The organism is Azospirillum sp. INR13 (genome assembly GCF_015390205.1).
Lineage (GTDB): Bacteria > Pseudomonadota > Alphaproteobacteria > Azospirillales > Azospirillaceae > Azospirillum.
Map to the genome: position 1 here is coordinate 42,645 of NZ_VUOI01000012.1, position 23,099 is coordinate 65,743.

The 23,099-nt window shown below is 67.9% G+C and carries 26 protein-coding genes and 2 pseudogenes; 13 read left to right on the plus strand and 15 right to left on the minus strand.

The features are described 5' to 3' along the window. Nucleotides 1-136 precede the first annotated feature (136 nt). The 5 genes from dnaQ to F1643_RS11405 are packed head-to-tail and all read right to left on the minus strand — an operon-like array spanning nucleotide 137 to nucleotide 3,768. Nucleotides 137-820, minus strand: a complete 684-nt coding sequence (dnaQ, locus tag F1643_RS11385) for a DNA polymerase III subunit epsilon (protein WP_014249171.1) — start codon at nucleotides 818-820, stop codon at nucleotides 137-139. Further along, the gene (gene coaE, locus F1643_RS11390; RefSeq protein WP_194913295.1) at nucleotides 813-1,457 is read right to left on the minus strand and encodes a dephospho-CoA kinase; all 645 of its coding nucleotides are present in this window, start codon (nucleotides 1,455-1,457) and stop codon (nucleotides 813-815) included. Before coaE ends, dnaQ begins: the two co-directional genes overlap by 8 nt. A 9-nt stretch (nucleotides 1,458-1,466) precedes the next feature. Continuing rightward, the gene (locus F1643_RS11395; protein WP_194913297.1) at nucleotides 1,467-2,333 is read right to left on the minus strand and encodes a shikimate dehydrogenase; all 867 of its coding nucleotides are present in this window, start codon (nucleotides 2,331-2,333) and stop codon (nucleotides 1,467-1,469) included. Next, the gene (locus tag F1643_RS11400) at nucleotides 2,330-2,932 is read right to left on the minus strand and encodes a Maf family protein (protein ID WP_194913300.1); all 603 of its coding nucleotides are present in this window, start codon (nucleotides 2,930-2,932) and stop codon (nucleotides 2,330-2,332) included. Before F1643_RS11400 ends, F1643_RS11395 begins: the two co-directional genes overlap by 4 nt. Next, on the minus strand, nucleotides 2,929-3,768 hold the full coding sequence (locus F1643_RS11405; protein WP_098740894.1) for a pyruvate, water dikinase regulatory protein: 840 nt from the start codon (nucleotides 3,766-3,768) through the stop codon (nucleotides 2,929-2,931). The genes F1643_RS11400 and F1643_RS11405 overlap by 4 nt, the downstream gene beginning before the upstream one ends. A 502-nt stretch (nucleotides 3,769-4,270) precedes the next feature. On the opposite strand from F1643_RS11405, the gene hemE reads away from it, so the two are divergent. From hemE to rho, 4 genes and pseudogenes are all read left to right on the plus strand, one after another. Then, a complete protein-coding gene (gene hemE / locus F1643_RS11410; protein WP_194913356.1) occupies nucleotides 4,271-5,296 on the plus strand; it encodes a uroporphyrinogen decarboxylase in 1,026 nt (341 codons plus the stop codon). Nucleotides 5,297-5,387: 91 nt separating this feature from the next. After that, the gene (gene hemH, locus F1643_RS11415; RefSeq protein WP_194913302.1) at nucleotides 5,388-6,515 is read left to right on the plus strand and encodes a ferrochelatase; all 1,128 of its coding nucleotides are present in this window, start codon (nucleotides 5,388-5,390) and stop codon (nucleotides 6,513-6,515) included. 41 nt (nucleotides 6,516-6,556) lie between these two features. Beyond that, complete coding sequence (hemJ, locus tag F1643_RS11420) at nucleotides 6,557-6,985, plus strand: protoporphyrinogen oxidase HemJ (RefSeq protein WP_324867703.1); 429 nt, start codon at nucleotides 6,557-6,559, stop codon at nucleotides 6,983-6,985. Between the two features lie 383 nt (nucleotides 6,986-7,368). After that, nucleotides 7,369-8,624: pseudogene (gene rho, locus F1643_RS11425) on the plus strand (transcription termination factor Rho). A 244-nt stretch (nucleotides 8,625-8,868) separates the two neighbouring features. On the opposite strand, the gene secB reads toward rho, so the two are convergent. Together secB and F1643_RS11435 are read right to left on the minus strand one after the other, a co-directional pair. Beyond that, nucleotides 8,869-9,357 carry a protein-export chaperone SecB gene (gene secB / locus F1643_RS11430; protein ID WP_194913303.1) on the minus strand — a complete coding sequence of 163 codons (489 nt, stop codon included), beginning with the start codon at nucleotides 9,355-9,357 and terminating at the stop codon, nucleotides 8,869-8,871. A 184-nt stretch (nucleotides 9,358-9,541) separates the two neighbouring features. Then, a complete protein-coding gene (locus F1643_RS11435) occupies nucleotides 9,542-10,177 on the minus strand; it encodes an FxsA family protein (RefSeq protein ID WP_194913304.1) in 636 nt (211 codons plus the stop codon). 271 nt (nucleotides 10,178-10,448) lie between these two features. On the opposite strand from F1643_RS11435, the gene F1643_RS11440 reads away from it, so the two are divergent. Both F1643_RS11440 and F1643_RS11445 read left to right on the plus strand, forming a co-directional pair. Beyond that, complete coding sequence (locus F1643_RS11440; protein ID WP_194913359.1) at nucleotides 10,449-11,129, plus strand: Tim44/TimA family putative adaptor protein; 681 nt, start codon at nucleotides 10,449-10,451, stop codon at nucleotides 11,127-11,129. A gap of 17 nt (nucleotides 11,130-11,146) precedes the next feature. After that, nucleotides 11,147-12,361, plus strand: coding sequence for a murein transglycosylase A (locus F1643_RS11445; protein WP_194913305.1), 1,215 nt, complete (start codon nucleotides 11,147-11,149; stop codon nucleotides 12,359-12,361). Nucleotides 12,362-12,415: 54 nt separating this feature from the next. Here F1643_RS11445 and hslU read toward each other — a convergent pair whose 3' ends face one another. The 4 genes from hslU to F1643_RS11460 form a co-directional block, all read right to left on the minus strand. Further along, nucleotides 12,416-13,759, minus strand: coding sequence for an ATP-dependent protease ATPase subunit HslU (gene hslU, locus F1643_RS11450; protein ID WP_194913306.1), 1,344 nt, complete (start codon nucleotides 13,757-13,759; stop codon nucleotides 12,416-12,418). A 5-nt stretch (nucleotides 13,760-13,764) separates the two neighbouring features. After that, on the minus strand, nucleotides 13,765-14,328 hold the full coding sequence (gene hslV, locus F1643_RS11455) for an ATP-dependent protease subunit HslV (RefSeq protein ID WP_194913309.1): 564 nt from the start codon (nucleotides 14,326-14,328) through the stop codon (nucleotides 13,765-13,767). Between the two features lie 102 nt (nucleotides 14,329-14,430). Continuing rightward, entirely contained in the window at nucleotides 14,431-14,748 is a 318-nt protein-coding gene (locus F1643_RS22915) for a hypothetical protein (protein ID WP_255542662.1), read from the minus strand. Nucleotides 14,749-14,786: 38 nt separating this feature from the next. After that, nucleotides 14,787-15,977 (minus strand): serine protease, encoded by a 1,191-nt coding sequence (locus tag F1643_RS11460; RefSeq protein WP_255542663.1) that lies wholly within the window; start codon nucleotides 15,975-15,977, stop codon nucleotides 14,787-14,789. Between the two features lie 135 nt (nucleotides 15,978-16,112). Here F1643_RS11460 and hisB point away from each other — a divergent pair, with 135 nt between their 5' ends. From hisB to F1643_RS11495, 7 genes and pseudogenes are all read left to right on the plus strand, one after another. Beyond that, nucleotides 16,113-16,736, plus strand: a complete 624-nt coding sequence (gene hisB, locus F1643_RS11465) for an imidazoleglycerol-phosphate dehydratase HisB (RefSeq protein ID WP_044550958.1) — start codon at nucleotides 16,113-16,115, stop codon at nucleotides 16,734-16,736. A 54-nt stretch (nucleotides 16,737-16,790) separates the two neighbouring features. Then, nucleotides 16,791-17,436, plus strand: a pseudogene (gene hisH, locus F1643_RS11470) (imidazole glycerol phosphate synthase subunit HisH). Nucleotides 17,437-17,440: 4 nt separating this feature from the next. Further along, nucleotides 17,441-17,983, plus strand: a complete 543-nt coding sequence (locus F1643_RS11475) for a GNAT family N-acetyltransferase (RefSeq protein ID WP_194913311.1) — start codon at nucleotides 17,441-17,443, stop codon at nucleotides 17,981-17,983. A 31-nt stretch (nucleotides 17,984-18,014) separates the two neighbouring features. Continuing rightward, nucleotides 18,015-18,761, plus strand: coding sequence for a 1-(5-phosphoribosyl)-5-[(5-phosphoribosylamino)methylideneamino]imidazole-4-carboxamide isomerase (gene hisA, locus F1643_RS11480; RefSeq protein ID WP_194913314.1), 747 nt, complete (start codon nucleotides 18,015-18,017; stop codon nucleotides 18,759-18,761). Then, nucleotides 18,761-19,558 (plus strand): imidazole glycerol phosphate synthase subunit HisF, encoded by a 798-nt coding sequence (gene hisF, locus F1643_RS11485; protein WP_194913316.1) that lies wholly within the window; start codon nucleotides 18,761-18,763, stop codon nucleotides 19,556-19,558. Before hisA ends, hisF begins: the two co-directional genes overlap by 1 nt. Beyond that, a complete protein-coding gene (locus F1643_RS11490; RefSeq protein WP_194913318.1) occupies nucleotides 19,551-19,910 on the plus strand; it encodes a phosphoribosyl-ATP diphosphatase in 360 nt (119 codons plus the stop codon). The genes hisF and F1643_RS11490 overlap by 8 nt, the downstream gene beginning before the upstream one ends. 30 nt (nucleotides 19,911-19,940) lie before the next feature. Beyond that, the gene (locus tag F1643_RS11495; RefSeq protein WP_111067488.1) at nucleotides 19,941-20,309 is read left to right on the plus strand and encodes a histidine triad nucleotide-binding protein; all 369 of its coding nucleotides are present in this window, start codon (nucleotides 19,941-19,943) and stop codon (nucleotides 20,307-20,309) included. A 197-nt stretch (nucleotides 20,310-20,506) separates the two neighbouring features. Here the strand turns inward: F1643_RS11495 and F1643_RS11500 are convergent, their stop codons facing one another. From F1643_RS11500 to ccmI, 4 genes are all read right to left on the minus strand, one after another. Then, nucleotides 20,507-20,905 (minus strand): helix-turn-helix domain-containing protein, encoded by a 399-nt coding sequence (locus tag F1643_RS11500; RefSeq protein WP_194913319.1) that lies wholly within the window; start codon nucleotides 20,903-20,905, stop codon nucleotides 20,507-20,509. A gap of 24 nt (nucleotides 20,906-20,929) precedes the next feature. After that, a complete protein-coding gene (locus tag F1643_RS11505) occupies nucleotides 20,930-21,505 on the minus strand; it encodes a Smr/MutS family protein (RefSeq protein ID WP_149223728.1) in 576 nt (191 codons plus the stop codon). Nucleotides 21,506-21,643: 138 nt separating this feature from the next. After that, nucleotides 21,644-22,633: a tetratricopeptide repeat protein gene (locus F1643_RS11510; protein ID WP_255542670.1), complete on the minus strand. Its 990-nt coding sequence runs from the start codon at nucleotides 22,631-22,633 to the stop codon at nucleotides 21,644-21,646. Then, nucleotides 22,621-23,058, minus strand: coding sequence for a c-type cytochrome biogenesis protein CcmI (gene ccmI / locus F1643_RS22920; RefSeq protein ID WP_255542671.1), 438 nt, complete (start codon nucleotides 23,056-23,058; stop codon nucleotides 22,621-22,623). The genes F1643_RS11510 and ccmI overlap by 13 nt, the downstream gene beginning before the upstream one ends. Between the last annotated feature and the right edge of the window lie 41 nt (nucleotides 23,059-23,099).

Consider the following 23,099-nt stretch of genomic DNA (forward strand, 5'->3'; position numbering starts at 1 on the left):
GTACTTGTTCGGTAAAGCAGCGGCAGTCCCTCCCCCGCCCAGCTCTCGCACAAAGCTATGCTTTGTGCTGACGCGACAGGCGGACCATAGGTCCGCTGAGAGCGGGGGAGGTTAGGTGGGGGTATAACGTCGCCCCCTATTCCACCGCCCAGAGCGGATTCTTCATCTTCTTCAGCATCTCGGCATGCGCTGCGGCTTCCTCCTCGCTGACGGCGAAGACGCGAGCCTCGCGGAAGGGGCGGTCGATGCGGACCGGGCCGGCAGATCCGCCCTTCGATGCCGGACCGCCGGCGAAGGACAGGCCGGTCTGCCGCCCGCCCAGCAGTTCCAGATAGACCTCGGCCAGCAGCTGGGCATCGAGAAGCGCGCCGTGCAGCGTGCGGTTGGAGTTGTCGACGCCGAAGCGCTTGCACAGCGCGTCCAGCGTGGCAGGCGAGCCGGGGAACTTCTGCCGGGCCATCAGCAGCGTGTCGATGGCACGGTCCTTCGGCATCACCGGATAGCCGGCGATCTTCAGCTCCCAGTTCAGGAAGTGCATGTCGAAGGCGGCGTTGTGAATCACCAGGGGTGAATCGCCGATGAAGGCGACGAAGTCGGCGGCGACGTCGTTGAACAGCGGTTTGTCCGCCAGGAACTCGGTGCTCAGCCCGTGAACGGCGAAGGCCTCCGGCGGCATGTCGCGTTCGGGGTTGAGATAGACGTGGAAGCGTTCGCCGGTGGCCAAGTGGTTGACCAGCTCGATGCAGCCGATCTCGACCAGCCGATGGCCCTCCTCCGGCTTGAAGCCCGTGGTTTCGGTGTCGAGAACGATTTCACGCATGATGGATTTGCCCTGGTTGATAGCCGCGCGGCGGCCAATGCCTGCCCGGCCGCCGCATCACGTTCCGCACAATGCCCTGAAGTGCCCGCCGCGTCACCAGCCGACCGGCGCCGGTCGGCACGACATGGTCGGCACGCCGCCGCTTCTCGGCATCCGGCATCTGGCGGGCAAGGATGCCGGCGAACTTCTCCGCCGTCATGCCCGGCCGCGCCAGCACGCGGGCGCGCTGGACGGCGAAAGGTGCGGAGACCACGACGGTGGCATCGACCCGTCGCTCGCCATGGGTCTCGAACAGCAGCGGGATGTCCAGCACGGCGATCTTCGCCCCGCGACGGGCGGCACGGGCGAGGAAGTCGCGCTGCGCCGCCTGGACCATGGGATGCAGGATGGATTCCAGCCGCTTCAGCGCATCCGGATCACGGAACACCGCCGCTCCCAGCGCCGGCCGGCTGACCGCCCCGTCGACCACCACGCCGGGGAAGGCGGCGTCGATGACCGGCACCGCCCGGCCGCCGCGGCGGAGCAGCCCGTGCACCACCGCGTCGGAATCGCAGACCGGGGCGCCCATGGCTTGCAGCATGCGGGCGGCGGTGCTCTTGCCCATGCCGATGGAACCGGTCAGGCCCAACACGATCATGGCCGGTCCTCAGCCTTCCAGAACGAATCGGGTCAGTTCCGCCGTCACCTGCGGCTCAATGCCGAACCAAGCCTTGAAGCCGGGACGCGCTTGGTGCAGCAGCATGCCGACACCACCGGCCACAGGGTTGCCGCGCGTCCTGGCCTCGGCCAGCAGCGGGGTTTCCAGCGGCACATAGACGATGTCGTTGACGACCGCCGAGACGGGCAGGGCGCGCAGGGACAGGTCCAGCGCCGGCTGACCCGCCATGCCCTGGGTGGTGGTGTTGACCAGCAGCGCGGCACCATCGAGCGCCGTTTCACGTGAAACCCAATCGACCACCATCACACCGCCATTCAGCCCGACCGCGGCCAGATCCGCCGCCAGCTCTTCGGCGCGGGCACGGGTGCGGTTGACCAGACGGACTTCCGGCACGCCGGCGTCGAGCAGGGCGACCACCACGGCACGGGCCGCCCCGCCGGCGCCGATCACCACGGCCGGACCGTGTTCCGCGGCCCAATCCGGTTGTTCGGCGCGCAAGTTCTCGATGAAGCCGAAGCCGTCGGTGTTGCCACCCTCCAGTGAGCCGTCCTCAGCCACCACGATGGTGTTGACCGCACCCATGCGCCGGGCGGTCTCGTCCAGACGGTCGACGGTGCGATAGGCGATCTCCTTCAGCGGGACGGTGACGTTGCAGCCGCGGAAGCCCAGCGCGGGCAGGGCGCGGATCGCCTGCTCGGCGCGCTCCGGCGCCACCGCCAGAGGGACATAGGCGCCGTCGATCCCATACTGCCGCAGCCAGAATCCATGCAGCCGGGGAGACCGCGAATGACCGATCGGCCACCCCATCACGCCGGCGACCTTTGCCTTGCCGCTGATTGAATCGACCGTCGTCATTCCTTCCCAACCCCATGCACGCGCAGAAACCCGAGCAGCGGCAGCAGCGGCAGCCCGAGGATGGTGAAGAAATCACCCTCGACCCGCTGGAACAGCTGCGCTCCCAGCCCTTCCAGCTGATAGGCGCCGACGGAGTGCAGCACGTCCTCGCCAACGCGGTCCAGATAGTCGTCGAGGAAATCTTCGGTGAAGTTGCGCATCGTCAGGCGGGCACTGTCGATCTTGTGCCACAGCCGCTCACCGTTGCGCACCACAACCGCACAGCTGACCAGCCGGTGGGTCTTGCCGCGCAGGTCCAGAAGCTGCGCACGCGCCGCGGCCCGGTCGGGCGGCTTGTCGAACCAGCGCCCCTCGCATTCCAGCATCTGGTCGGCGCCGACCACCAGCGCGCCGGGATGGCGACGGGTGATGCGCTGGGCCTTCAGCTCGGCCAGGGCCTCGGCGACCGCATCGGCCGGGACGCCTTCCGCCCGGCCGGCGGCCTTAACCTCGTCCTCGTCGACAAGCGGCTTGTCGAGGATGGCGCTGACGCCGGCCTGCTCCAGCATCGCCGCCCGCGTGCGCGAGCCGGACGCCAGCACCAGAACGGACGCACTCACGTCTTCTTTCCTTCCGGGCTGAAATTGGCGCTCTGTCGCCGGGCCAGCAGCATCATGATTTCGGCGGCCGTCTCCTCGATGGAGCGGCGGGAGACGTCGATCACCGGCCAGCCGCGCCGGCTGAACAGGCGCCGCGCCTCCTGCACTTCGGAACGCACCAACTCCGGATCGGCGTAGCTGGAGCCCTCGCCCTGGTTGAGCAGCTTCAGCCGGTTGCGGCGGATCTGCACCAGCCGGTCGGGGTCCTTGGTCAGCCCGACGATCAGCGGCCGGGTCAGGAGATCGACCTCGGCCGGCAGCGGACTGCCGGGCACCAGCGGGATATTGGCCGCCTTGATGCCGCGATTGGCCAGATAGATGCAGGTCGGCGTCTTGGAACTGCGCGACACGCCGATCAGAACCACGTCGGCCTCGTGCAGGTCCCAGTTCGACTGGCCGTCGTCGTGCGACAGCGCGAAGTCGACCGCATCGATCCGGCTGAAATACTCGGCGTCCAGGACATGCTGGCGGCCGGGCTGGCGCTGCGATTCCACGCCCAGGAAGGCGGCGAGCGCGTTGATCAGCGGATCGAGCACGGGGATGCAGGGCACCTGCATCTCGCGGCAGAAATCCTGCAGGCGGCGGCGCAGCGTTTCGTCGACCAGCGTGAACATCACAAGCCCGTGATTGTCCCGGATCCCCTCCAGGACAAGGTCGAGCTGGCGGTCGGTCCGCACCAGATTCCAGAAATGCTCGATGGGACGCACGTCGTCGAACTGGATGACGCAGGCGCGCGCCACGCTGTTGATGGTCTCGCCCGTCGCATCGGACACGAGATGTAGGTGGAACTCTTTCATCCGTCCCCAACATTCTGTGGAGAACCCGGCCCAGATCTGTGGACAACCGGATCCGCCTGCGTTTCATCCCGACCGGGGGACTCCTCCTCCCCGATACGGCCAAGGGGAGGACAACTCCGCCGACCGCTTCGGAAGCTGGGAAGATCCGGCCCCGCCCGCGCTGTTATCCACGGGACTCCCATTCGTCCAGCTATAGCATTTCAGCCGTTTCCGGCGGTAGTGCTCCGAATCGTCCACAGATCCGCGCACATGTCCGCACAAGCCCCCGGATCTGTGGATAGATTCATGCGCCTCGGGGATCACCGTTATCCACAGCCATCCACCTCATCCTCTTCCTTTCTCCCTTTAAAAAATATAGTGAAGAAGAGGGGATAAGCCCGTCCGAGATTCCGCGTCCGATTCCGTGTTGGAATCGCGGAATCGAGATTCGCATTCAGGGGAACGCACCGCCTTGTCCGATTCCAGCTCCGCCGTCCAGAATCCGAAGTCCCCGCTGAAGCCGATGCTCGCCGCCCTGGCGGGAGAGGTGCGGACGCGTCCGCCCTTCTGGCTGATGCGTCAGGCCGGGCGCTACCTGCCGGAGTACCGGGAACTGCGGGCGAAGGCGGGCAGCTTCCTCGACCTCTGCTACAATCCCGACTTCGCGGTCGAGGTGACCTTGCAGCCGCTGCGCCGCTACGGCATGGACGCGGCGATTCTGTTCTCCGACATCCTGGTGGTGCCGCACGCCCTGGGCCAGCCTCTCGCCTATCTGGAAGGGGAGGGGCCGAAGCTGGATCCGGTCCGCAACGTCGAGGACCTCAAGCGCCTGTCGCGCGACCGCTTCCACGAGACGCTGGCGCCGGTCTACGAGACGGTGCGCCGGCTCTCCACCGCGATCCCCGAGGGCACGACGCTGATCGGCTTTGCCGGGGCTCCCTGGACCATCGCCTGCTACATGGTCGAAGGGGCGGGGTCGAAGGAGTATGCGCATGTCAAGCGCTGGGCCTACGGCGACCCGGTGGGATTCGGTCAGCTGATCGATCTGATCGTGGATGTCACCGCCGACTATCTCTGCCGCCAGATAGAGGCGGGGGTGGAAACGGTGCAGCTGTTCGACAGCTGGGCCGGCGTCCTGCCGGTCGGCGAGTTCCGCCGCTGGGTGATCGAGCCGACGCGGCGGATCGTCGCACTGGTGAAGGCCAAGCACCCGAACACGCCGATCATCGGCTTCCCGCGCGGGGCCGGCCACGCCTATGAGGATTACGTCGCCGATGCCGGCGTCGATGCCGTCGGGCTCGACACCACCGTCTCGCCGGTGTGGGCCGCCCGTACGCTGCAGCCCCGCCTGCCGGTGCAGGGAAACCTCGACCCGATCATGCTGGCCACCGGCGGCAAGGCGCTGGAGACGGCAACCCTCGGCATCCTGGAGGCGTTGGCCGACCGGCCCTTCGTGTTCAACCTGGGCCATGGCGTGATTCAGTCCACCCCGCCCGATCATGTGGCGGCGCTGACCCGGATCCTGCGCGAGTGGCCGAACCGCGGCTGACGGCTTTTCCGGCGGCAGGTCCTGACGGGCTGAAAAAGCGACGGCGGGGGTCTGGACACAAGCACGGCGACGCTCCAGTTTAGCGGGCACCATGATCCAGCAACCTCCCCAGACATCCGCCTCGCACTCCGTCCCCGGCGGCCGGCCGCGCCGCGTGGCCGTCGTGCTGTTCAACCTCGGCGGTCCCGACGCGCCGGAATCCGTACGGCCCTTCCTGTTCAACCTGTTCGCGGATCCGGCCATCATCCGGCTGCCGAACCCGTTCCGCTTCCTGATCGCCAGCCTGATCAGCGGGCGGCGGGCGAAGCCGGCGGCGGAGATCTACGCGCAGCTCGGCGGCAAGTCGCCGCTGCTGGAGAACACGGAGGCCCAGGCCGCGGCTCTGGAGGCGGCGCTCGGGGCGGATTTGGCGGCGGATCTGGGGGCTGATCCGGCGGCTGATTGGGCGGAGAGCAAGGTCTTCATCGCCATGCGCTACTGGCACCCGATGAGTGCCGAGACGGCGGCGCGGGTGAAGGAATACGATCCGGATCTGGTCGTTCTGCTGCCGCTCTATCCGCAATTCTCCACCACCACCACGGCATCCAGCGCCAAGGTCTGGCATGAGTCGGCGAAGACCGTCGGGTTGACGGCGCCGACCAGGCTGCTGTGCTGCTACCCGACCCAGGCCGGCTTCATCGACGCGTCGGCCGACCTGATCCGTCCGCTGTACGAGGCCGCCAAGGCGCACGGTACGCCGCGCGTCCTGTTCTCCGCCCACGGCCTGCCGAAGAAGGTGGTGACCTCCGGCGATCCCTATCAGTGGCAGTGCGAGCGTACGGCCGAATCCATCGCCGCGGCGCTGGGCATCGAGCATCTGGATTGGGTGAACTGCTACCAGAGCCGCGTCGGCCCGATGGAGTGGATCGGCCCCAGCACCGACGCCGAGATCCGCCGCGCCGGCCAGGACGGCGTGCCGATCCTGGTGGTGCCGATGGCCTTCGTGTCGGAGCATTCCGAGACGCTGGTGGAGATCGAGATCGAATACCGCCATCTGGCCAAGGAGGCAGGGGTTCCGCACTTCACCCGCGTTCCGACGGTGGGGGTGCATCCCGGCTTCATCGACGGGCTGGCCCGGCTGGTGAGGCAGATGGTTGCGGGAAAGGCGACGGTCTGCGCCCAGAACGGCGACCGGATCTGCCCGTCCAACTTCCCCGGCTGCCCGCAGGCGCGGCGCTGAGCCGCAACGGTCGAACCGCAAAGAAAGAGGGAACACGCCCGGTGCTGTACGAATGGATCAAGGCGCTGCACGTCATCAGCATCATCGCCTGGATGGCGGGGCTGCTCTATTTGCCGCGCCTGTTCGTCTACCACTGCGAGGTGCCGGCCGGGTCCGACACGTCGGAACGCTTCAAGGTGATGGAACGCCGCCTGCTGCGCGCCATCATGAACCCGGCGATGATCGCGGCGTACGTGTTCGGCATCGCCATGATCGTGCTGACGCCGGAATGGATGAAGCAGGGCTGGCTGCACGCCAAGCTGCTGTTCGTCCTGCTGCTGACCGCCAGCCACATGATGATGGCCAAGTGGCGCCGGGAGTTCGCCGAGGACCGCAACACGCGGCCGCAGCGCTTCTACCGCATCGCCAACGAGGTGCCGACGCTGCTGATGATCGGCATCGTCATCTTCGTGATCGTCAAGCCCTTCTGACCGGCGGTACGTGATCGAACGGTCTTCCACACCCCGGAAAAAAGCGGAATCCGCGACCGGCGCGGGTTTCGCTTTCGTTTGACTTGCGTCCGCCGATCCGATAACCATGTCAGGACCACGGGGTTTTCGCCCCGCGGCCTCCCACGCCCACATCTGCCGATCCGACGCTCTGTTCTTGAGCCGGGCCTGGTGGCTGGCGACCCGCTCCCGTGCGACCATTTTCCGGACGCCCTGGCGCGCGATCGTCAAAGCGCCACCCGCTGCCCACCCGACGCGACCGCGTTGCGGCTCCCGCCGCCTCCAACCGCCGTCCGCCGGGGTTCCAGGCACTTCCCATCCCCTTAGGGTCACCTCCCCCGCATGACGATTTCACAGGCAATCCGATGCATCTCCAAGAGCTGAAGTGCAAAAGCCCCGCCGAACTGCTGGCGTTCGCGGAGGAGCTGCAGATCGAGAACGCGAGCACGCTGCGCAAGCAGGACATGATGTTCGCGATCCTGAAGCAGCTGGCCGAGAACGACATTCCGATCTTCGGCGACGGCGTTTTGGAGGTGCTGCAGGACGGGTTCGGTTTCCTGCGCTCGCCGGAAGCCAACTATCTGCCGGGTCCCGACGACATCTACGTCAGTCCCAGCCAGGTGCGCCGCTTCGGCCTGCGCACCGGCGACACGGTGGAAGGGCAGATCCGCTCGCCCAAGGACGGTGAGCGCTACTTCGCCCTGCTGAAGGTCAACACCATCAATTTCGACGCGCCCGACAAGGTCCGTCACCGCATCAACTTCGACAACCTGACACCGCTCTATCCGGAAGAACGCATCCGGATGGAGGTCGAGGACCCCACCAAGAAGAACCTCACCGGCCGCATCGTCGACCTGGTGGCGCCGCTCGGCAAGGGGCAGCGCGGGCTGATCGTGGCGCCGCCGCGCACCGGCAAGACGGTGATGCTGCAGAACATCGCCCACTCGGTCGCCACCAACCACCCGAAGCCTACCTGATCGTCCTGTTGATCGACGAGCGTCCGGAAGAAGTGACGGACATGGCCCGCTCGGTCCGCGGCGAGGTCATCAGCTCCACCTTCGACGAGCCGGCCACCCGCCACGTCCAGGTCGCCGAAATGGTGATCGAGAAGGCCAAGCGGCTGGTCGAGCACAAGCGCGACGTGGTGATCCTGCTGGACAGCATCACCCGTCTGGCCCGCGCCTACAACACCGTGGTGCCGTCGTCCGGCAAGGTGCTGACCGGCGGTGTCGACGCCAACGCCCTGCAGCGGCCCAAGCGCTTCTTCGGCGCCGCCCGCAACGTGGAAGAGGGCGGCTCGCTCACCATCATCGCCACCGCGCTGATCGACACCGGCAGCCGCATGGACGAGGTGATCTTCGAAGAGTTCAAGGGCACCGGCAACTCGGAAATCGTGCTGGATCGCAAGCTCTCCGACAAGCGCACCTTCCCGGCCATCGACATCTCCAAGTCGGGCACCCGCAAGGAGGAGCTGCTGGTCGACAAGGGCACCATGTCGAAGATGTGGATCCTGCGCCGCATCCTGATGCCGATGGGCGTGACCGACGCGGTCGACTTCCTGGTCGACAAGCTGAAGCACACCAAGTCGAACAACGAGTTCTTCGAGAGTATGAACCAGTAAGGTGCCATGCCGGATCCGGGTCCGGCTCTCCCCGCCCGCCGCCTGTACCTCGGGAAGCGTCATCCCTGCGAAGGCGGGGATCCAGGCTTCCCGAAGTGGCTGCTTCCGGCAGCACTGGATTCCCGCCTTCGCGGGAATGACGGCCGAAAGAGGTGTCGGGTGGTTTGAAGAAGAGCATGAAAAAGGGCGGGTGCCTTTCGGCCACCCGCCCTTTTCTTTCGGTTCCTTCCGATCCGATTTGGGATCAGAACGGGGGCTGCTGCGGCTGCTCGGCCTGCTCGGCCGACTGGCGGTGGTACAGCTCGGCGAAGTCGATCGGGTTGATCATCAGCGGCGGGAAGCCGCCTTCGCGGGTCGCGCTGGAGACGATGGCGCGGGCGAACGGGAAGATCATCCGGGCGCCCTCGATCATCAGGACCGGGCGGTGATGCTCTTCCGGCAGGCCGGGGAACTGGAACAGGGCGCCATAGGACAGCTCGACCAGGAAGGCCACGGCCTCACCCTGGCGGGCTTCGCAGCGCAGGTTCAGCGTCAGCTCGTAGATGTCTTCGCCGACCTTCTGGCCCTGGACGTCGACGCCGATGTTCACCTGCGGCTGCGGCTGGTTGGGCAGCAGGCTCTGCGGGGCGTTGGGGTTCTCGAACGAGAGGTCCTTCACATACTGCGCGAGGACATGCATCGGCAGCGAGGACGCCTGCTGCTGCTCGGCGCCGTTGCTCATCTGATCGGACATAACGGACTCCTAATCGCCGGCCTTCCTCCCGGCCCGGGTCCCGGCTTGGAACAGGGCAGGGGCGGCGGGCCGACCCGGATGTGAGGTGACAGGGTTTGGTTCGCGACGGTTGTGCCTTCGCCCAGTGGGCTGGCTATCACGGATCGGCCGTCCTGCCAACGGAAACCGCCGGCCGGACGCTGGCTCAGCGCCGCTCATCCGGGCGGTGCTTCCCCCATTGGGAATCGGTCAGCCGCGGCGCGTCGGCGTCGTCCTTCCCATCGCCCGTTCCGCCTTCGCCGGGCGTGACGTCGCGGTAATCCACGTCGATCACGCCGGGTGTGGGGCGGAAGGGATCGTCGGGGCGGCGGGCATTGCCGGACCCGAAGTCCGGCTCGCCGAAACCACGATCCGTTGCGCCGCCGAAACCGCCGCTTCCGAAGCCGGGCCGCCCGCCGGCGGCGGTCCCGCCCATGGTGAAGACCGGCATGCCGGCGCCGATGCGGCCGAGCAACCAGCGGCCGATGCCCCGGCGCAGCGGGCCGATCAGCAGGACCAGCCCCAGAATGTCGGTCAGGAAGCCGGGAATGATCAGCAGAATGCCGGCCAGCACGGCGCAGAAGCCGTCCAGCACCGTGCCGATCGGCGCCTCGCCGCGGGCCGCCGCGGCCTGCGCGCGGGTCAGCGACGACAGGCCACGGTGGCGGACCAGCAGCACGCCCACCACCGCCGACAGGGCGAGCAACCCGATGGTCGGCCCGGCGCCGATCCAGTCGCCGACCTGGATGAATCCGACGATCTCCAGGATCGGCAGAAGAAGGATCAACAGCAGGGGATTCATGGTGTCCTTGCTCTTCGGGCTCGCTGCCCCTATCTAGGTTTGGATAGGTCGTCCGGTCGAAAGTCCGGCGGCTCCATCCGGGATGGCGGTTTCTGACGGGCAAGCAACACGTAATGCCGCCCGTCCGCAAGGTCCAGGGGTGGGGCAGGCGGTGACGCCGCGGCCGCAACCGGATCTTTCATCGGATCCGCCGTGGATCTGCCGTATCAAGGCCGCTTCCGCAGGTCAAATCGCTCAAGTCGTTGGCTCAAGTCGTTGGAAGGAACAGATGATGGGAGATGGGTTCGTGTTCATCGAGATCGTGATCTTCGCGATGATCGCGGCCTTCCTCGTTTATCGGCTGCGCAGCGTCTTGGGCCGCCGGACGGGGGAGGAGCGTCAGCGCCCCAATCCTTTCACCGCCGCCCCCAGCACTGCGAAGCCCGATAACGTCGTGCCTCTGCCGGAGCGCAATCGGCCGCGTCCTGATGTCGCAGTCTCTCCGGACGAGCCGCTGTCGCTGGCCGCCTCCATCGAACAGATCCGCGCCGCCGACCCGACCTTCGATGAAAAGCACTTCCTGGAAGGCTCCAAGGCCGCTTTCGCCATGATCGTCGACGCCTTCGCCCGCGGCGACACCGCGACGCTTCGCCCGCTGCTGGCCGACGATGTGTACGAGAGCTTCGCCCGCGTCATCCGCGACCGTCAGACCGCCGGCGAGCAGCACGAGGCCCGCATCGAGTTCGTGCGCGAGGCCGAGGTGGTGGAAGCGAGGCTGGATGCCGGCCGCACCGCCTTCGTCACCGTCCGTCTGGTCACCGATCAGGTCAATGTGGTGCGCGACCGCGACGGCACCGTCATCGACGGCGATCCCAAGGATCTGGTGGAGAACGTCGACGTCTGGACCTTTGCCCGCAACATCCGCTCGCGCGACCCGAACTGGTCTCTGGTCGAGGTGCGGCAGGTTCAGTGATCGGACGACCGCCGGTAATGAACACCCGTCATCGGACCGGTTTCAACGCCATCGCCCTCTTCGGGGCGGTGGCGTTGCTGTTTTCGGCCTGCACGCCGAAGGACGAAGCGAAGCGGGAAGAGGCCAAGCCGCCGCCCGATGCCCTGACCCTGGCGCCGCTGACCTTCGCCGAGCTTCCGGGCTGGCGGACCGATCCGGTCGCCCAGGCGATCCCGGCGCTCGCCCGCTCCTGCGCCCGCTTCAGGACACAGCCGGCGGACCGCCCGGTCGGGCCGAACGGGGTGGCCGGCACCGTCGGCGACTGGCAGGGCCCTTGCGCCCAATTGACGGATCTGCCGCCCGGCGACGAGGCCGCCCGCGCCTTCTTCGAAGCCATTTTCACCCCCTATGCCGCCGGTAACAACGGCACGCGTGAAGGGCTGTTCACCGGCTATTACGAGCCCGAGCTGGAGGGCAGCCGCCGGCCGGATCCAGCCTATCCCGTGCCGCTCCATCGCCAGCCTTCGGACTTGGTGATGGTGGATCTCGGCGACTTCTCAGATCGCTGGAAGGGGGAACGCACCGCCGGCCGGGTGGTGAACGGCCGGCTGAAGCCCTATGAGGACCGCGCTGCCATCGCCGCCGGCGCCCTTGGGGGCAAGGGGCTGGAACTGGTCTGGGTGAAGGACCCCATCGGCGCCTTCTTCCTGCAGATCCAAGGGTCGGGGCGGATCCGGCTGGCAGACGGTGGCGAGATGCGCGTCGGCTACGCCGCCCAGAACGGCCACAAATACGTCGCCATCGGCAAGGAGCTGATCGACCGCGGTGCGCTGAAGCGGGAGGAGGTCTCGCTCCAGACCATCCGCGCCTGGCTGCTCGCCAATCCCGACCAGGCGGCGGCGGTGATGAACCTCAACCCGTCCTACGTCTTCTTCCAACCGCTGACCGGCGACAGCCCCAACGGCGCCCAGGGCGTGGCGCTGACGCCAGGGCGCAGTCTGGCGGTGGACTCCAAGTTCATGCCCTACGGCGCGCCGGTCTGGCTGGATGCCGAGGATCCGCTCGACGGCCGGCAGCGTTTGCAGCGGCTGCTGATCGCCCAGGACACCGGTGGCGCCATCCGCGGCCCGGTGCGCGGCGACGTCTTCTGGGGCCATGGGGCGGAGGCGGAGCAGAAGGCCGGGGTGATGAAGAGCCGCGGCACCTACGCGCTGCTGCTGCCGAAGAGTGTGAAGCCGGCGGCAGGCGGGTAGGGGGAATGTTTCACGTGAAGCAGGAGGCGCCCGACACGAGCGCCCCCCACACCCTCACAGAATGAACTTCGACAGATCCGCGTTCTTCGCCAGTCCGCCGACACGCTCGCGCACCAGGGCGGCGTCGATGGTGATCGTCTCGCCGGCGCGGTCGCTGGCGGCGAAGCTGATCTCCTCCAGCAGGCGCTCCAGCACCGTGTGCAGGCGCCGCGCGCCGATGTTCTCGACGGAGCTGTTGATCTCCGCCGCCAGCCGGGCCAGCTCGTCGATGCTGTCGTCGGTGAAGACCAGATCGACCTCCTCCGTCTTCATCAGCGCCTTGTACTGACGGATCAGGCTGGCTTCCGGCTCGGTCAGGATGCGCTTGAAGTCGTCCTGGCTCAGCGCCTTCAGTTCGACGCGGATCGGCAGGCGGCCTTGCAGTTCGGGCAGCAGGTCCGACGGCTTGGCGATGTGGAAGGCGCCCGACGCGATGAAGAGGATGTGGTCGGTCTTCACCGGGCCGTGCTTGGTCGACACCGTCGTGCCCTCGATCAGCGGCAGCAGGTCGCGCTGAACGCCCTCGCGGCTGACGTCGGCGCCGCGCGCGTCCGATCGGGCGGAGATCTTGTCGATCTCGTCGAGGAAGACGATGCCGTTCTGCTCGACCGCGCGGATCGCCTCCGCCACCACCTTCTCCTGGTCCAGCAGCTTGTCGGACTCCTCGGCCATCAGCACGCCGTGGCTCTCGGCCACGCTCATGCGGCGGGTCTTGGTTCGCCCGCCCATCATCTTGCCGAACATGTCGTTCAGGTTCAGCATGCCCATCTGGGCGCCCGGCATGCCGGGGATGTCGAAGGTCGGCATGTTGCCGGCGCCGGTGTCGGCCACCTGGACTTCGATCTCCTTGTCGTTCAGCGTGCCTTCGCGCAACATCTTGCGGAACTTGGCGCGGGTATCGGCACTGGCGCTGTCGCCGCACAGCGCGTCGAGAACGCGTTCCTCGGCGCGCAGTTCGGCCTTGGCGGCGACCTCCTTGCGCAGCCGCTCGCGGGTCAGGCCGATGGCGGCCTCCACCAAGTCGCGGACGATCTGCTCGACGTCGCGGCCGACATAGCCGACCTCGGTGAACTTGGTTGCCTCCACCTTCAGGAAGGGCGCCTGGGCCAGCTTGGCGAGGCGGCGGGCGATTTCGGTCTTGCCGACGCCGGTCGGGCCGATCATCAGGATGTTCTTCGGCAGCACCTCTTCCCGCAGGCCTTCGGGCAGCTGCTGCCGGCGCCAGCGGTTGCGCAGCGCGATGGCGACCGCGCGCTTGGCGTCGTTCTGGCCGACGATGTAGCGGTCGAGCTCGGAGACGATCTCGCGCGGGCTGAAGGCGGCGGTGTCGGCGGACACGGAAGCGGTCTGAATCGTCATGGCGCTCACAGCTGTTCCAGGGTGACGTTTTCGTTGGTGTAGACGCAGATGCCGGCGGCGATCTTCATCGCCTTGCGCGCCACCGCCTCCGCATCCATCCCGTCGATGTCGATCAACGCGCGTGCCGCCGACAGGGCGTAGGACCCGCCGGAACCGATGCCGATCAGCCCGTCCTCCGGTTCCAGAACGTCGCCGTTGCCGGTCAGCACGAGGCTGACGGACTTGTCGGCCACCGCCATCATCGCTTCCAGCCGGCGCAGGTAGCGGTCGGTGCGCCAGTCCTTGGCCATCTCCACGCAGGCGCGGGTCAGCTGGCCGGGATACTGCTCCAACTTGCCTTCAAGCCGCTCGAACAGGGTCAGCGCGTCGGCGGTGGCGCCGGCGAAGCCGGCCATCACCGTGCCGCCGGCCAGCCAGCGGACCTTGCGCGCGTTGGCCTTCATCACCGTCTGGCCGACCGAGACCTGCCCGTCGCCGGCGATCACCACCTGACCGTTCTTGCGCACGGACAGGATGGTGGTGCCGTGCCATTGGATGGGATCGTGTGGATTGGACGCTGGGTAGGTCATGCGCAAACCATGCAGGAAAAGGGGAGCCGCCCGCCGCCCCGGGAAGGCGCACCAGAAGGTAGGGCGCAAACCCCCTTGAGCCGCGGCGGCAGGGCATCCGGTCTATGTGGGAGGGGCGCGGTCCCCGTCAAGAACATCGCGGTCAAGCTCGTCATCCTCCGCCCAGGGATCAGACGGAATGCCGCGGCCCGGCCGGTTTCGTTCCGTCGCGTAAGCCTGGTTGCGTCCAGTCCGATCCTGTTTCGGTGGTTGAGCGGACAGGCTCGGTCCAGCCGGATCCGCCCCCAGCCGGTCGAGCAGCGGTCCGATCGCCAGGAACTCGACCAGCCCGGCCGGGGTGGCGACAGAGCGGCGGCCGGTCGCCGCCACCCCGACCAGCATGCCGCCGCCATCCAGCAGTGGATCGCCGGCCTCCGTCACTGCCGTGAACAGGGCGGCGGAGCCCAGATCCGCCTGGATCAGCGTGGTACCGCGGTTCTCTCCGGATTGCAGGCTGCCGACGATCCCCTCGACCTCCTTGCCCGTCCGCCGGGGATCGCCCGCACCGCTTCGCTGACGCGCAAGATCCCGGTGCGGACGGGAAGGGCGGTCAGCCGCGCCGGCACCCTCACCAGCGCGAAGCCGCTCGCCGCATCGCGTCCAACCACCCAGCCGGTCAACTCCACCCCGCGCGCCGGCCGAACCGTCACCGTGGGGTCGGAGCCGGGGAGGGGAGCCAGCAGCACGGCCTGCACCTCGCCCGCCACATCGGTCTCTCCGATAACGAAGCCATGGGAAAGGCCCGATGAGCCGCCAACGGCCACCCGCGCCGACGCGACCCGGCCGGACCCGGATCCGGTCCGCAGCAGAAGCCGGCCTGCCAATGGGTAAGAGGATGCCGAACCCAGAGTAGCAACCGCCGGAGTCAGCGGGATCGGCCCGGATCCGGCCGGTGTTGCCGTCGAAACCATTGCTGCCGCCGTCGCCACCGGAGCGGGCAGGGTGCCGCCCGACAGCAGAGCGCGGAAGCCGGCATCGGCGGCGAGCGCCTCCACCGCGGCGGCGAACGCCTCCTCCATCAGCAGGGTGTCGCCCTGGGGTACGCCGCGCTCCTGCGTCGTGGCCCCGGTGGTGACGATGCGGTGGACGAGCCCGCCGCCGCGCGTGTCGTAGACCGTCCATTCCACCTTGACGCTGCCGCTGCCGGAACTGCCCTTGCTGCTGCCGGTCAGCCAGTTGACGCGGTGGCACAACTCCAACTGCACATCGCGCAGGTCGCCCTGCACCGTGAAACGGGCTCTGCTGCGGTTGCCGTCGGGGCTGTCGGGACCGCCGGGCCGTCCGACAACGTCGAAGCCGGCGGCGGTCATCACCTCACTGAACCGCTCCTCGAAGGTGGAGCCGCGGCGCATGTTGACGCCGCTGGTCCAATAGACGTCGTCATAGGGCGGGGCGCAGTCGATGCCCCAGACATAGCGGCCGATCTGCATCCCGCGCCGCATCGACCCGATCGCCAGTTCGCCGAAGCGGAAGGGGGTGGTGCTTCCCATGGCGACCGGCGGTGCCGCTTTTCCAGCCTGCTGCGGCGGGGACATGCCGCCGCAGCCGGCCGGCAGCAGGCCGAGAAGGAGAATCAGGACTGCGGCGAATGGGCGCGGGCGGGGCATCATAAGCGGATATGCACGTAGGAGATGTGGAGAACTCTACCCTGCACACTTTCGTAGGACAATCGTCGGAATGGACATGCCGCGCATCAATCGTGCCGGATGCTGGCGCGCAGGGATGCTTCCTGCTACAAAACCGCCATGGACCAGACCCCCATCAACGGCGGCCGCCGCGCCTCGATCGAGCGGAACACCACCGAGACCCGGATCCGGGTCGCGCTGAACCTTGACGGCACCGGCGTCTACGACGTCAAGACGGGGGTCGGCTTCCTCGACCACATGCTGGAACAGCTGTCGCGCCACAGCCTGATGGACCTGACGGTCCTGGCCGACGGCGACCTGCACATCGACTACCACCACACGACCGAGGACACCGGCATTGCCATCGGCATGGCGGTGGCGAAGGCGCTGGGCGACCGCAAGGGCATCCAGCGCTACGGCCATTCCTATGTCCCGATGGACGAGACGCTGACCCGGGTGGCGCTGGACTTCTCCAACCGGCCCTACCTGATCTGGAAGGTGAACTTCACCCGCGACAAGATCGGCGACTTCGACACCGAGTTGTTCCGTGAGTGGTTCCAGGCCTTCGCCATGGCCGCCGGCGTGACGCTGCACGTCGAGAACCTGTATGGCGAGAACAACCACCATATCGTGGAAAGCTGCTACAAGGCGCTTGCCCGCGCGCTGCGCGCCGGGGTGGAGATCGACCCGCGCAAGCGCGATGCGGTGCCCTCCACCAAGGGCACGCTCGGCGGATCGCTCTGACGGCGGGGACCTGAACTCCCCCTCCGCCGTCCTATCGGAAGGTTTGTCACGTTCATGGAAACGGTCGCGCTGATCGATTACGGCTCCGGCAACCTGCGCTCCGCCGCCAAGGCGATCGAGCGCGCCGCCGGCGAAGCCGAAGCCTCCTACACCGTCCTCGTCACCTCCGATGCCGACGCCGTCCGCCGGGCCGACCGCGTGGTTCTGCCGGGCGTCGGCGCCTTCGCCGACTGCAAGCGCGGCCTGTCGGAGGTCCCCGGCATGCTCGAGGCGCTGGAAGAGGTGGTGCACCGCCGCGGCCGGCCCTTCCTGGGCATCTGCGTCGGCATGCAGCTGATGGCCGAACGCGGGCGCGAATATGGCGTGACCGAGGGGCTGGGCTGGATCCGGGGCGAGGTGGTGAAGCTGGAGCCTGCGGATCCGGCCCTGAAAATCCCGCATATGGGCTGGAACGAGTTGAACATCCGCCATCCGCACCCGGTGCTGGCCGGTCTGCCGGAGGGCAGCCACGCCTATTTCGTCCATTCCTACCAGTTCAAGCTGGCCGATCCCGACACGCTGATCGCGTCGGCCGACTATGGCGGCCCCTTCGCCGCGGTGGTCGGACGCGATAATCTGGTCGGCACCCCAGTTCCATCCGGAGAAGAGCCAGGCGACCGGTCTGGCGCTGATCGCCAACTTCCTGCGCTGGAAGGTCTGACGCGATGGCCGAGATCGCCATCGACAAGGTCGATGCGCTGAAGACCGCCGACCTGCACGACCTCTGCGATGCCGCCGACGACGCCATCCGGGCCGGCGGCGGCTTCGGCTGGGTCGAGCCGCCGCCGCGCGACGTGATGGAGCGGTTCTGGAAAGGCGTGCTGGTGGTGCCGGAACGGGTGCTGTTCGTCGCCCGCCTCGACGGGGTGGTTGCCGGATCCGCCCAGCTGGTCAAGCCGCCGCGCAACAACGAGGCGCAGGCCCACGCCGCCCAGCTGACCACCAGCTTCGTCGCCCCCTGGGCGCGCGGCCACGGGCTTGCCCGCCGGCTGACCATGGCGGTGGTGGACGAAGCCTGCGCCGCCGGTTTCCAGGTGTTGAACCTGGACGTCCGCGTGACGCAGGAGGCAGCCATCACGCTCTATGAATCGCTCGGCTTCAGGCGTTGGGGAACCCATCCCTTCTATGCGCTGGTGCAGGGCAAGCCGCTCGCCGGCCATTTCTACTGCAAAGACCTCCAGCCTGCCCACCAGCCGCCAGCCCTTTAACAGCCAGCAACGCCATAGGAAGACGCCAGCGATGATCATCTACCCCGCCATCGACCTCAAGGACGGTGCCTGCGTCCGCCTGCTGCGCGGCGAGATGAGCCAGGCCACGGTCTTCAACACCGATCCCGGCGAACAGGCCCGCCTGTTCCAGAGCCAGGGTTTCCAATGGCTGCATCTGGTCGACCTCAACGGCGCCTTCGAAGGCAAGCCGGTGAACGGCGCCGCGGTCGAAAGCATCCTGAAATCGGTCACCATCCCGGTACAGCTCGGCGGCGGCATCCGCGATCTGAACACCATCGGCATGTGGCTGGAGAAGGGCGTCAGCCGCGTCATCCTGGGCACGGTGGCGCTGCGCGATCCGGAGCTGGTCAAGGCCGCCTGCCGTGAGTTTCCGGGTAGAATCGCGGTGGGAATCGATGCCCGCGAAGGCTATGTCGCGGTGGCCGGCTGGGCCGAGACCTCCGACATCAAGGCGCTGGATCTGGCGCTGAAGTTCGAGGATTGCGGCGTCTCCGCCATCATCTACACCGACATCAACCGCGACGGCGCCATGGGCGGCGTCAACGTGGAATCGACCTCCGACCTCGCCTACCATCTCACCACCCCGGTGATCGCGTCGGGCGGCGTGTCGTCGATCGACGACCTCAAGGCCCTGAAGATCGAAGAGGACGCCGGGATCGAGGGCGTGATCTGCGGCCGCGCGCTGTATGACGGCCGGATCGACCCCAAGGAGGCGCTGGCCTTGCTCTCCGCCCCCGCCGTCGAGGACGCCGACTGATGCTGAAGATGCGCGTCATCCCCTGCCTGGACGTCAAGGACGGCCGGGTGGTGAAGGGGGTCAACTTCGTCGATCTGGTCGATGCCGGCGATCCGGTGGAACAGGCCCGCGTCTACGACCGCGAAGGCGCCGACGAGCTGACCTTCCTCGACATTACCGCCAGCCACGAGAACCGCGACACCATCTTCGACGTGGTGCGGCGGACGGCGGAGCAGGTCTTCATGCCGCTGACCGTCGGCGGCGGCGTGCGCACGGTGGACGACATCCGCAAGCTTCTGCTGGCCGGCGCCGACAAGGTGTCGATCAACACCGCGGCGATCCACCGCCCCGACTTCGTGCGCGAGGGTGCGGAGAAGTTCGGGGCGCAATGCATCGTCGTCGCCATCGACGCCAAGAAGGTTGCGCCGGGCAAGTGGGAGGTCTTCACCCATGGCGGCCGCAACGCCACCGGCATCGACGCGGTGGAATGGGCCAAGCGGATGGAATCATTGGGGGCCGGCGAAATCCTGCTGACCTCGATGGACCGCGACGGCACCAAGAGCGGCTTCGACCTGGAGCTTACGCGCACGGTGGCGGACTCGATCCGCATCCCGGTGATCGCGTCGGGCGGCGTCGGCACGCTCGACCATCTGGTGGAGGGCATCCGCGAGGGCCATGCCACCGCGGTGCTCGCCGCCTCGATCTTCCATTTCGGCACCTACACCATCGGTCAGGCCAAGGCGGCCTTGAGCGCCGCCGGCATCCCGGTGCGCCCGGCCCGGGCGTCGAACGCGGCGGTGGAGACGGCACATGGGTGACAAGAAGTCTGCCGACAAGGCGCCGGCCCCGCTGGGCGCCGAGGTGCTCGACCGGCTGTTCGTCACCGTCCAGGCCCGCAAGGGCGCGGATCCGGAGACCTCCTACACCGCGAAGCTCTACAGCCGCGGCACCGCCAAGATCGCCCAGAAGGTGGGCGAAGAGGCGGTGGAGGCGATCCTGGAGGCAGTGCGCGGCGACAAGGCGGCGCTGGCGGCGGAATCCGCCGACCTGCTCTATCACCTGCTGGTGCTGTGGGCCGACCTGGGGCTGGATCCGGCGGAGGTCTGGACCAAACTCGCCCAGCGCGAGGGCACCAGCGGCATCGACGAGAAGAAATCCCGCAAAGCCTGAGCGGGATTCCCCACCAAGAGGACGCACGCGATGGCCAAGAGCTATGACGACAGCAACGTGTTCGCCCGCATCCTGCGCGGCGAAATCCCGTGCAAGAAGGTCCACGAGACCGAGCACGCGCTCGCTTTCCATGACATCGACCCGCAGACGCCGACCCATGTGCTGGTGATCCCGAAGGGCGCCTACATCGACATGGACGACTTCACCGCCAAGGCGTCGGAGGCCGAAATCGCCGGCCTGTTCCGTGCGGTGGGCGAGGTCGCCCGCATGGTCGGCGCCGACGGTCCCGGCTACCGCATCCTGTCCAACTGCGGCGAGGCCGCGCACCAGGAAGTGCCCCACCTGCACATCCACCTGTTCGCCGGGCGCGACCTGGGGCGGATGATCGGGAAGGCTTGAGGGGAGTTAACCCCCACCCTAACCCTCCCCCGCTCTCAGCGGACCTACGGTCCGCCTGCCGCGTCAGCACAAAGCATAGCTTTGTGCGAGAGCTGGGCGGGGGAGGGGACAAGGGCTTGTTCGGGAAGGCGGCGGCAGTCCCTCCCCTGCGAAGCGGGGGAGGTTAGGTGGGGGCATTCGAAGCCGACACTTCTCCACTACCTCCGCCGCACCCCCGCCCGCCGCCGTGCACCCTTCTTCGGCGGCACCGTGTCCAGGATCGCCAGGATCGTGTCGATCCGTTCCTCGTCCAGGTCGCCGATGCGTTCCGACAGAAGATTGGCAAGCTCCGTCGCTTTCGCGCTCAAGCCCGCGGTATCGACCGTCACGCGGGGATGGGACAGATCCGCCAGCCGTTCCAGTTCCTCCGCGTCGTCCCAGATGATGCCGAAATAGGCGCAGATCTGCCGGACCAGCTGGGGCGAGGGCTGGCCGCGCTTGCCGTGTTCCAGGGCCGACAGATAGGCGGACGAAATGGACAGGTCCGTCGCCATCTGCTTCAGCGTCACGCCCCTGGCGTCGCGCAGCGACCGGACCCGTTCGCCGAACGGGGTCATGGGTAGTCCCTGAGTGTTTGGGACTCAGTCCTTACGGTCGCGCCGCCGTTTGATCAAGACATACAGCGCGCCGTCGCCGCCATCCTTGGGCCGGGCCGGCTGGATCGCCAGCACCATCGGGCGCAGGGCCGGATCCGCCAGCCAGCGGGGGGTCGCCTGACGCAGCACGCCCAGCCCGCCGAAACTGCCCTTGCCGGTGATGACCAGGACGCAGCGCCGCCCCTCGTTCCAGGCGCGGTGGACGAAGGAGGCGAGCGCGGTATGCGCCTGCGCCTGGGTCATGCCATGCAGGTCGATGCGACCGTCGATCTCCAGCTCGCCGCGGCGGAAGCGGTCGCCTGTCCGGCGGTCGATGTTGGCGGTGGACCCCGGCGTCAACGGCGGATGGGGGGCGCGGACCGGCCGGGGCGGGGAGGGATGCTGCCTTGCGGTCGGCGGCGGGGCGAGGCTGGTCGCCACCGGTTCCTCCACCAGCTCCGCCATCGTCGCCAGGGGCTCCGGCTCGGTCTCGATCTGCCGGCCCGGCATCGGTTCGGCGTCGCGCATGGCGATCCGCCACAAGCGCCGCTCGTCGGGCGTGGGCAGTCGTCTGCGGGTCATCGGCGCGGAACCTTCTGCGGAAAGGAAAAAGGGGCTGCACCGTGGGATAAAGCCCGCCGACGCGCCCCTGTCAATGTGTGTTGCCGCAACGCGAAAGAAAAGGCGTCGGGAGAAATGGAAGGAGGCAGGCGGAAAGCCTCAGCCGCCCGCCTTCAACGCGTCCAAACGCCCCTTCAACAGGGTGTATTCCGGATCGCTCGGCTTGAACTGGGCGATCAGCTTGCCCCAATGGGCGGCGGCCTCGTCCTTGCGACCCGACATCATGGCGTCGAGGCCCAGCAGCCACAGCGCGTCCTTGTTCTCCGGCTCCGTCTTCAGCGCCAGACGCAGGGCGGAGGTCGCCTCCTCCGGCAGGGGCTTGGGCGTCTCGTTGCGCGGCTGGGTCTGCAGCACGGCGTTGGCGTAGACCACCTGCACGTCGGCGCGGTCCGGTGCCTGCTCGCGCGCCTTGCGGGCCGCTTCCAGCGCCTTGTCCGGTTCACCCAGCACACCGTAGGAGCGGGCGAGCTTCAGCCAGCCTTCGACGTCCGACGGGTCGGCGTCCAGCTTGGCGGCGAGGCTGGCGACCATGCCGCGGATCATCTCGTCCTGGCTCTGGCCCTCGGCCGCCTGCCCGTTCTGGCCGGGCTGGCCGCTCTGCCCCTGGCTTGCCACGGGACCGGCAGGCTTCTGCTCTGCGGGCAGCGGCTGCGGCGTCACCTTGGCGGGGTCCATGTCCAGCGCGATCGCGGCCTCGCGGATCTGATCGCGCAGGACCGGGACCCAGGGCGCGTCGGCCGGCGATTCCGCCATCAGCGAGGCCCAGCGGTTCAGCGCATCCTGGCGGTCGCCGGCCTGATAGCGCGCGAGCGCCGCGAAGAAACGGGCGCGCGGATCCTTCGGCTCCTTCGCCAGCACGGCGTCGAAAGCCTTCACCGCCTCTTCAGGAACCATGCCGTCGTTGGCCGACACCAGAGTCTCGCCGAACAGGCCCTGCAGCTCGACATCATCTCCGTTCAGGGCGACGGCGTGGCGCAGGGCATCCGCCGCGTCGGCGTTGCGGCCCATCTTGGCATAGGCCTGACCCAGGATCAGCCAGCCCTGCAGGTCGTTCGGATTCTCCGCCAGCTGCGCCTTCAGCTTGTCCATCGCCGCCAGCACGGTCTTGGCGGGCCGCCGCGTTCCTGCTCCAGGTTGCGCGACGCCAACGGCTGTGCCGGCAGATCCGGGCGGCCATACAGGCCATAGACGCTGAGCGCGCCCAGCGGCAGCATCAGCGCCAGCAGCACCGCCAGCACACGCGCGCTGCGCGGGGTTGCGGGGGTCGCGGCGGAACCGCTTTTCTCCTCGGTCGCCAGCATGCGCCGCGCGATCTCGGCCTTGGCGGCCTCGGCCTGGGCGTCGTTGATCAGGCCGCGCGCGCGGTCGCGCTCCAGCTCGTCCAGCTGGTCGCGGTAGACCTCGCGGTCGAAGGCGTCGCGGTCGGGGGCGGCGGCACCGGACCGCAGCAGCGGCGGCACGATGAACAGCAGCACGGCCGCGGTCAGGACGGCGGCGAGAATCCAGAACAGCATCAGTCGTCTTTCCGCAGCAGGGATCCAGCCGCCGCCGCTCA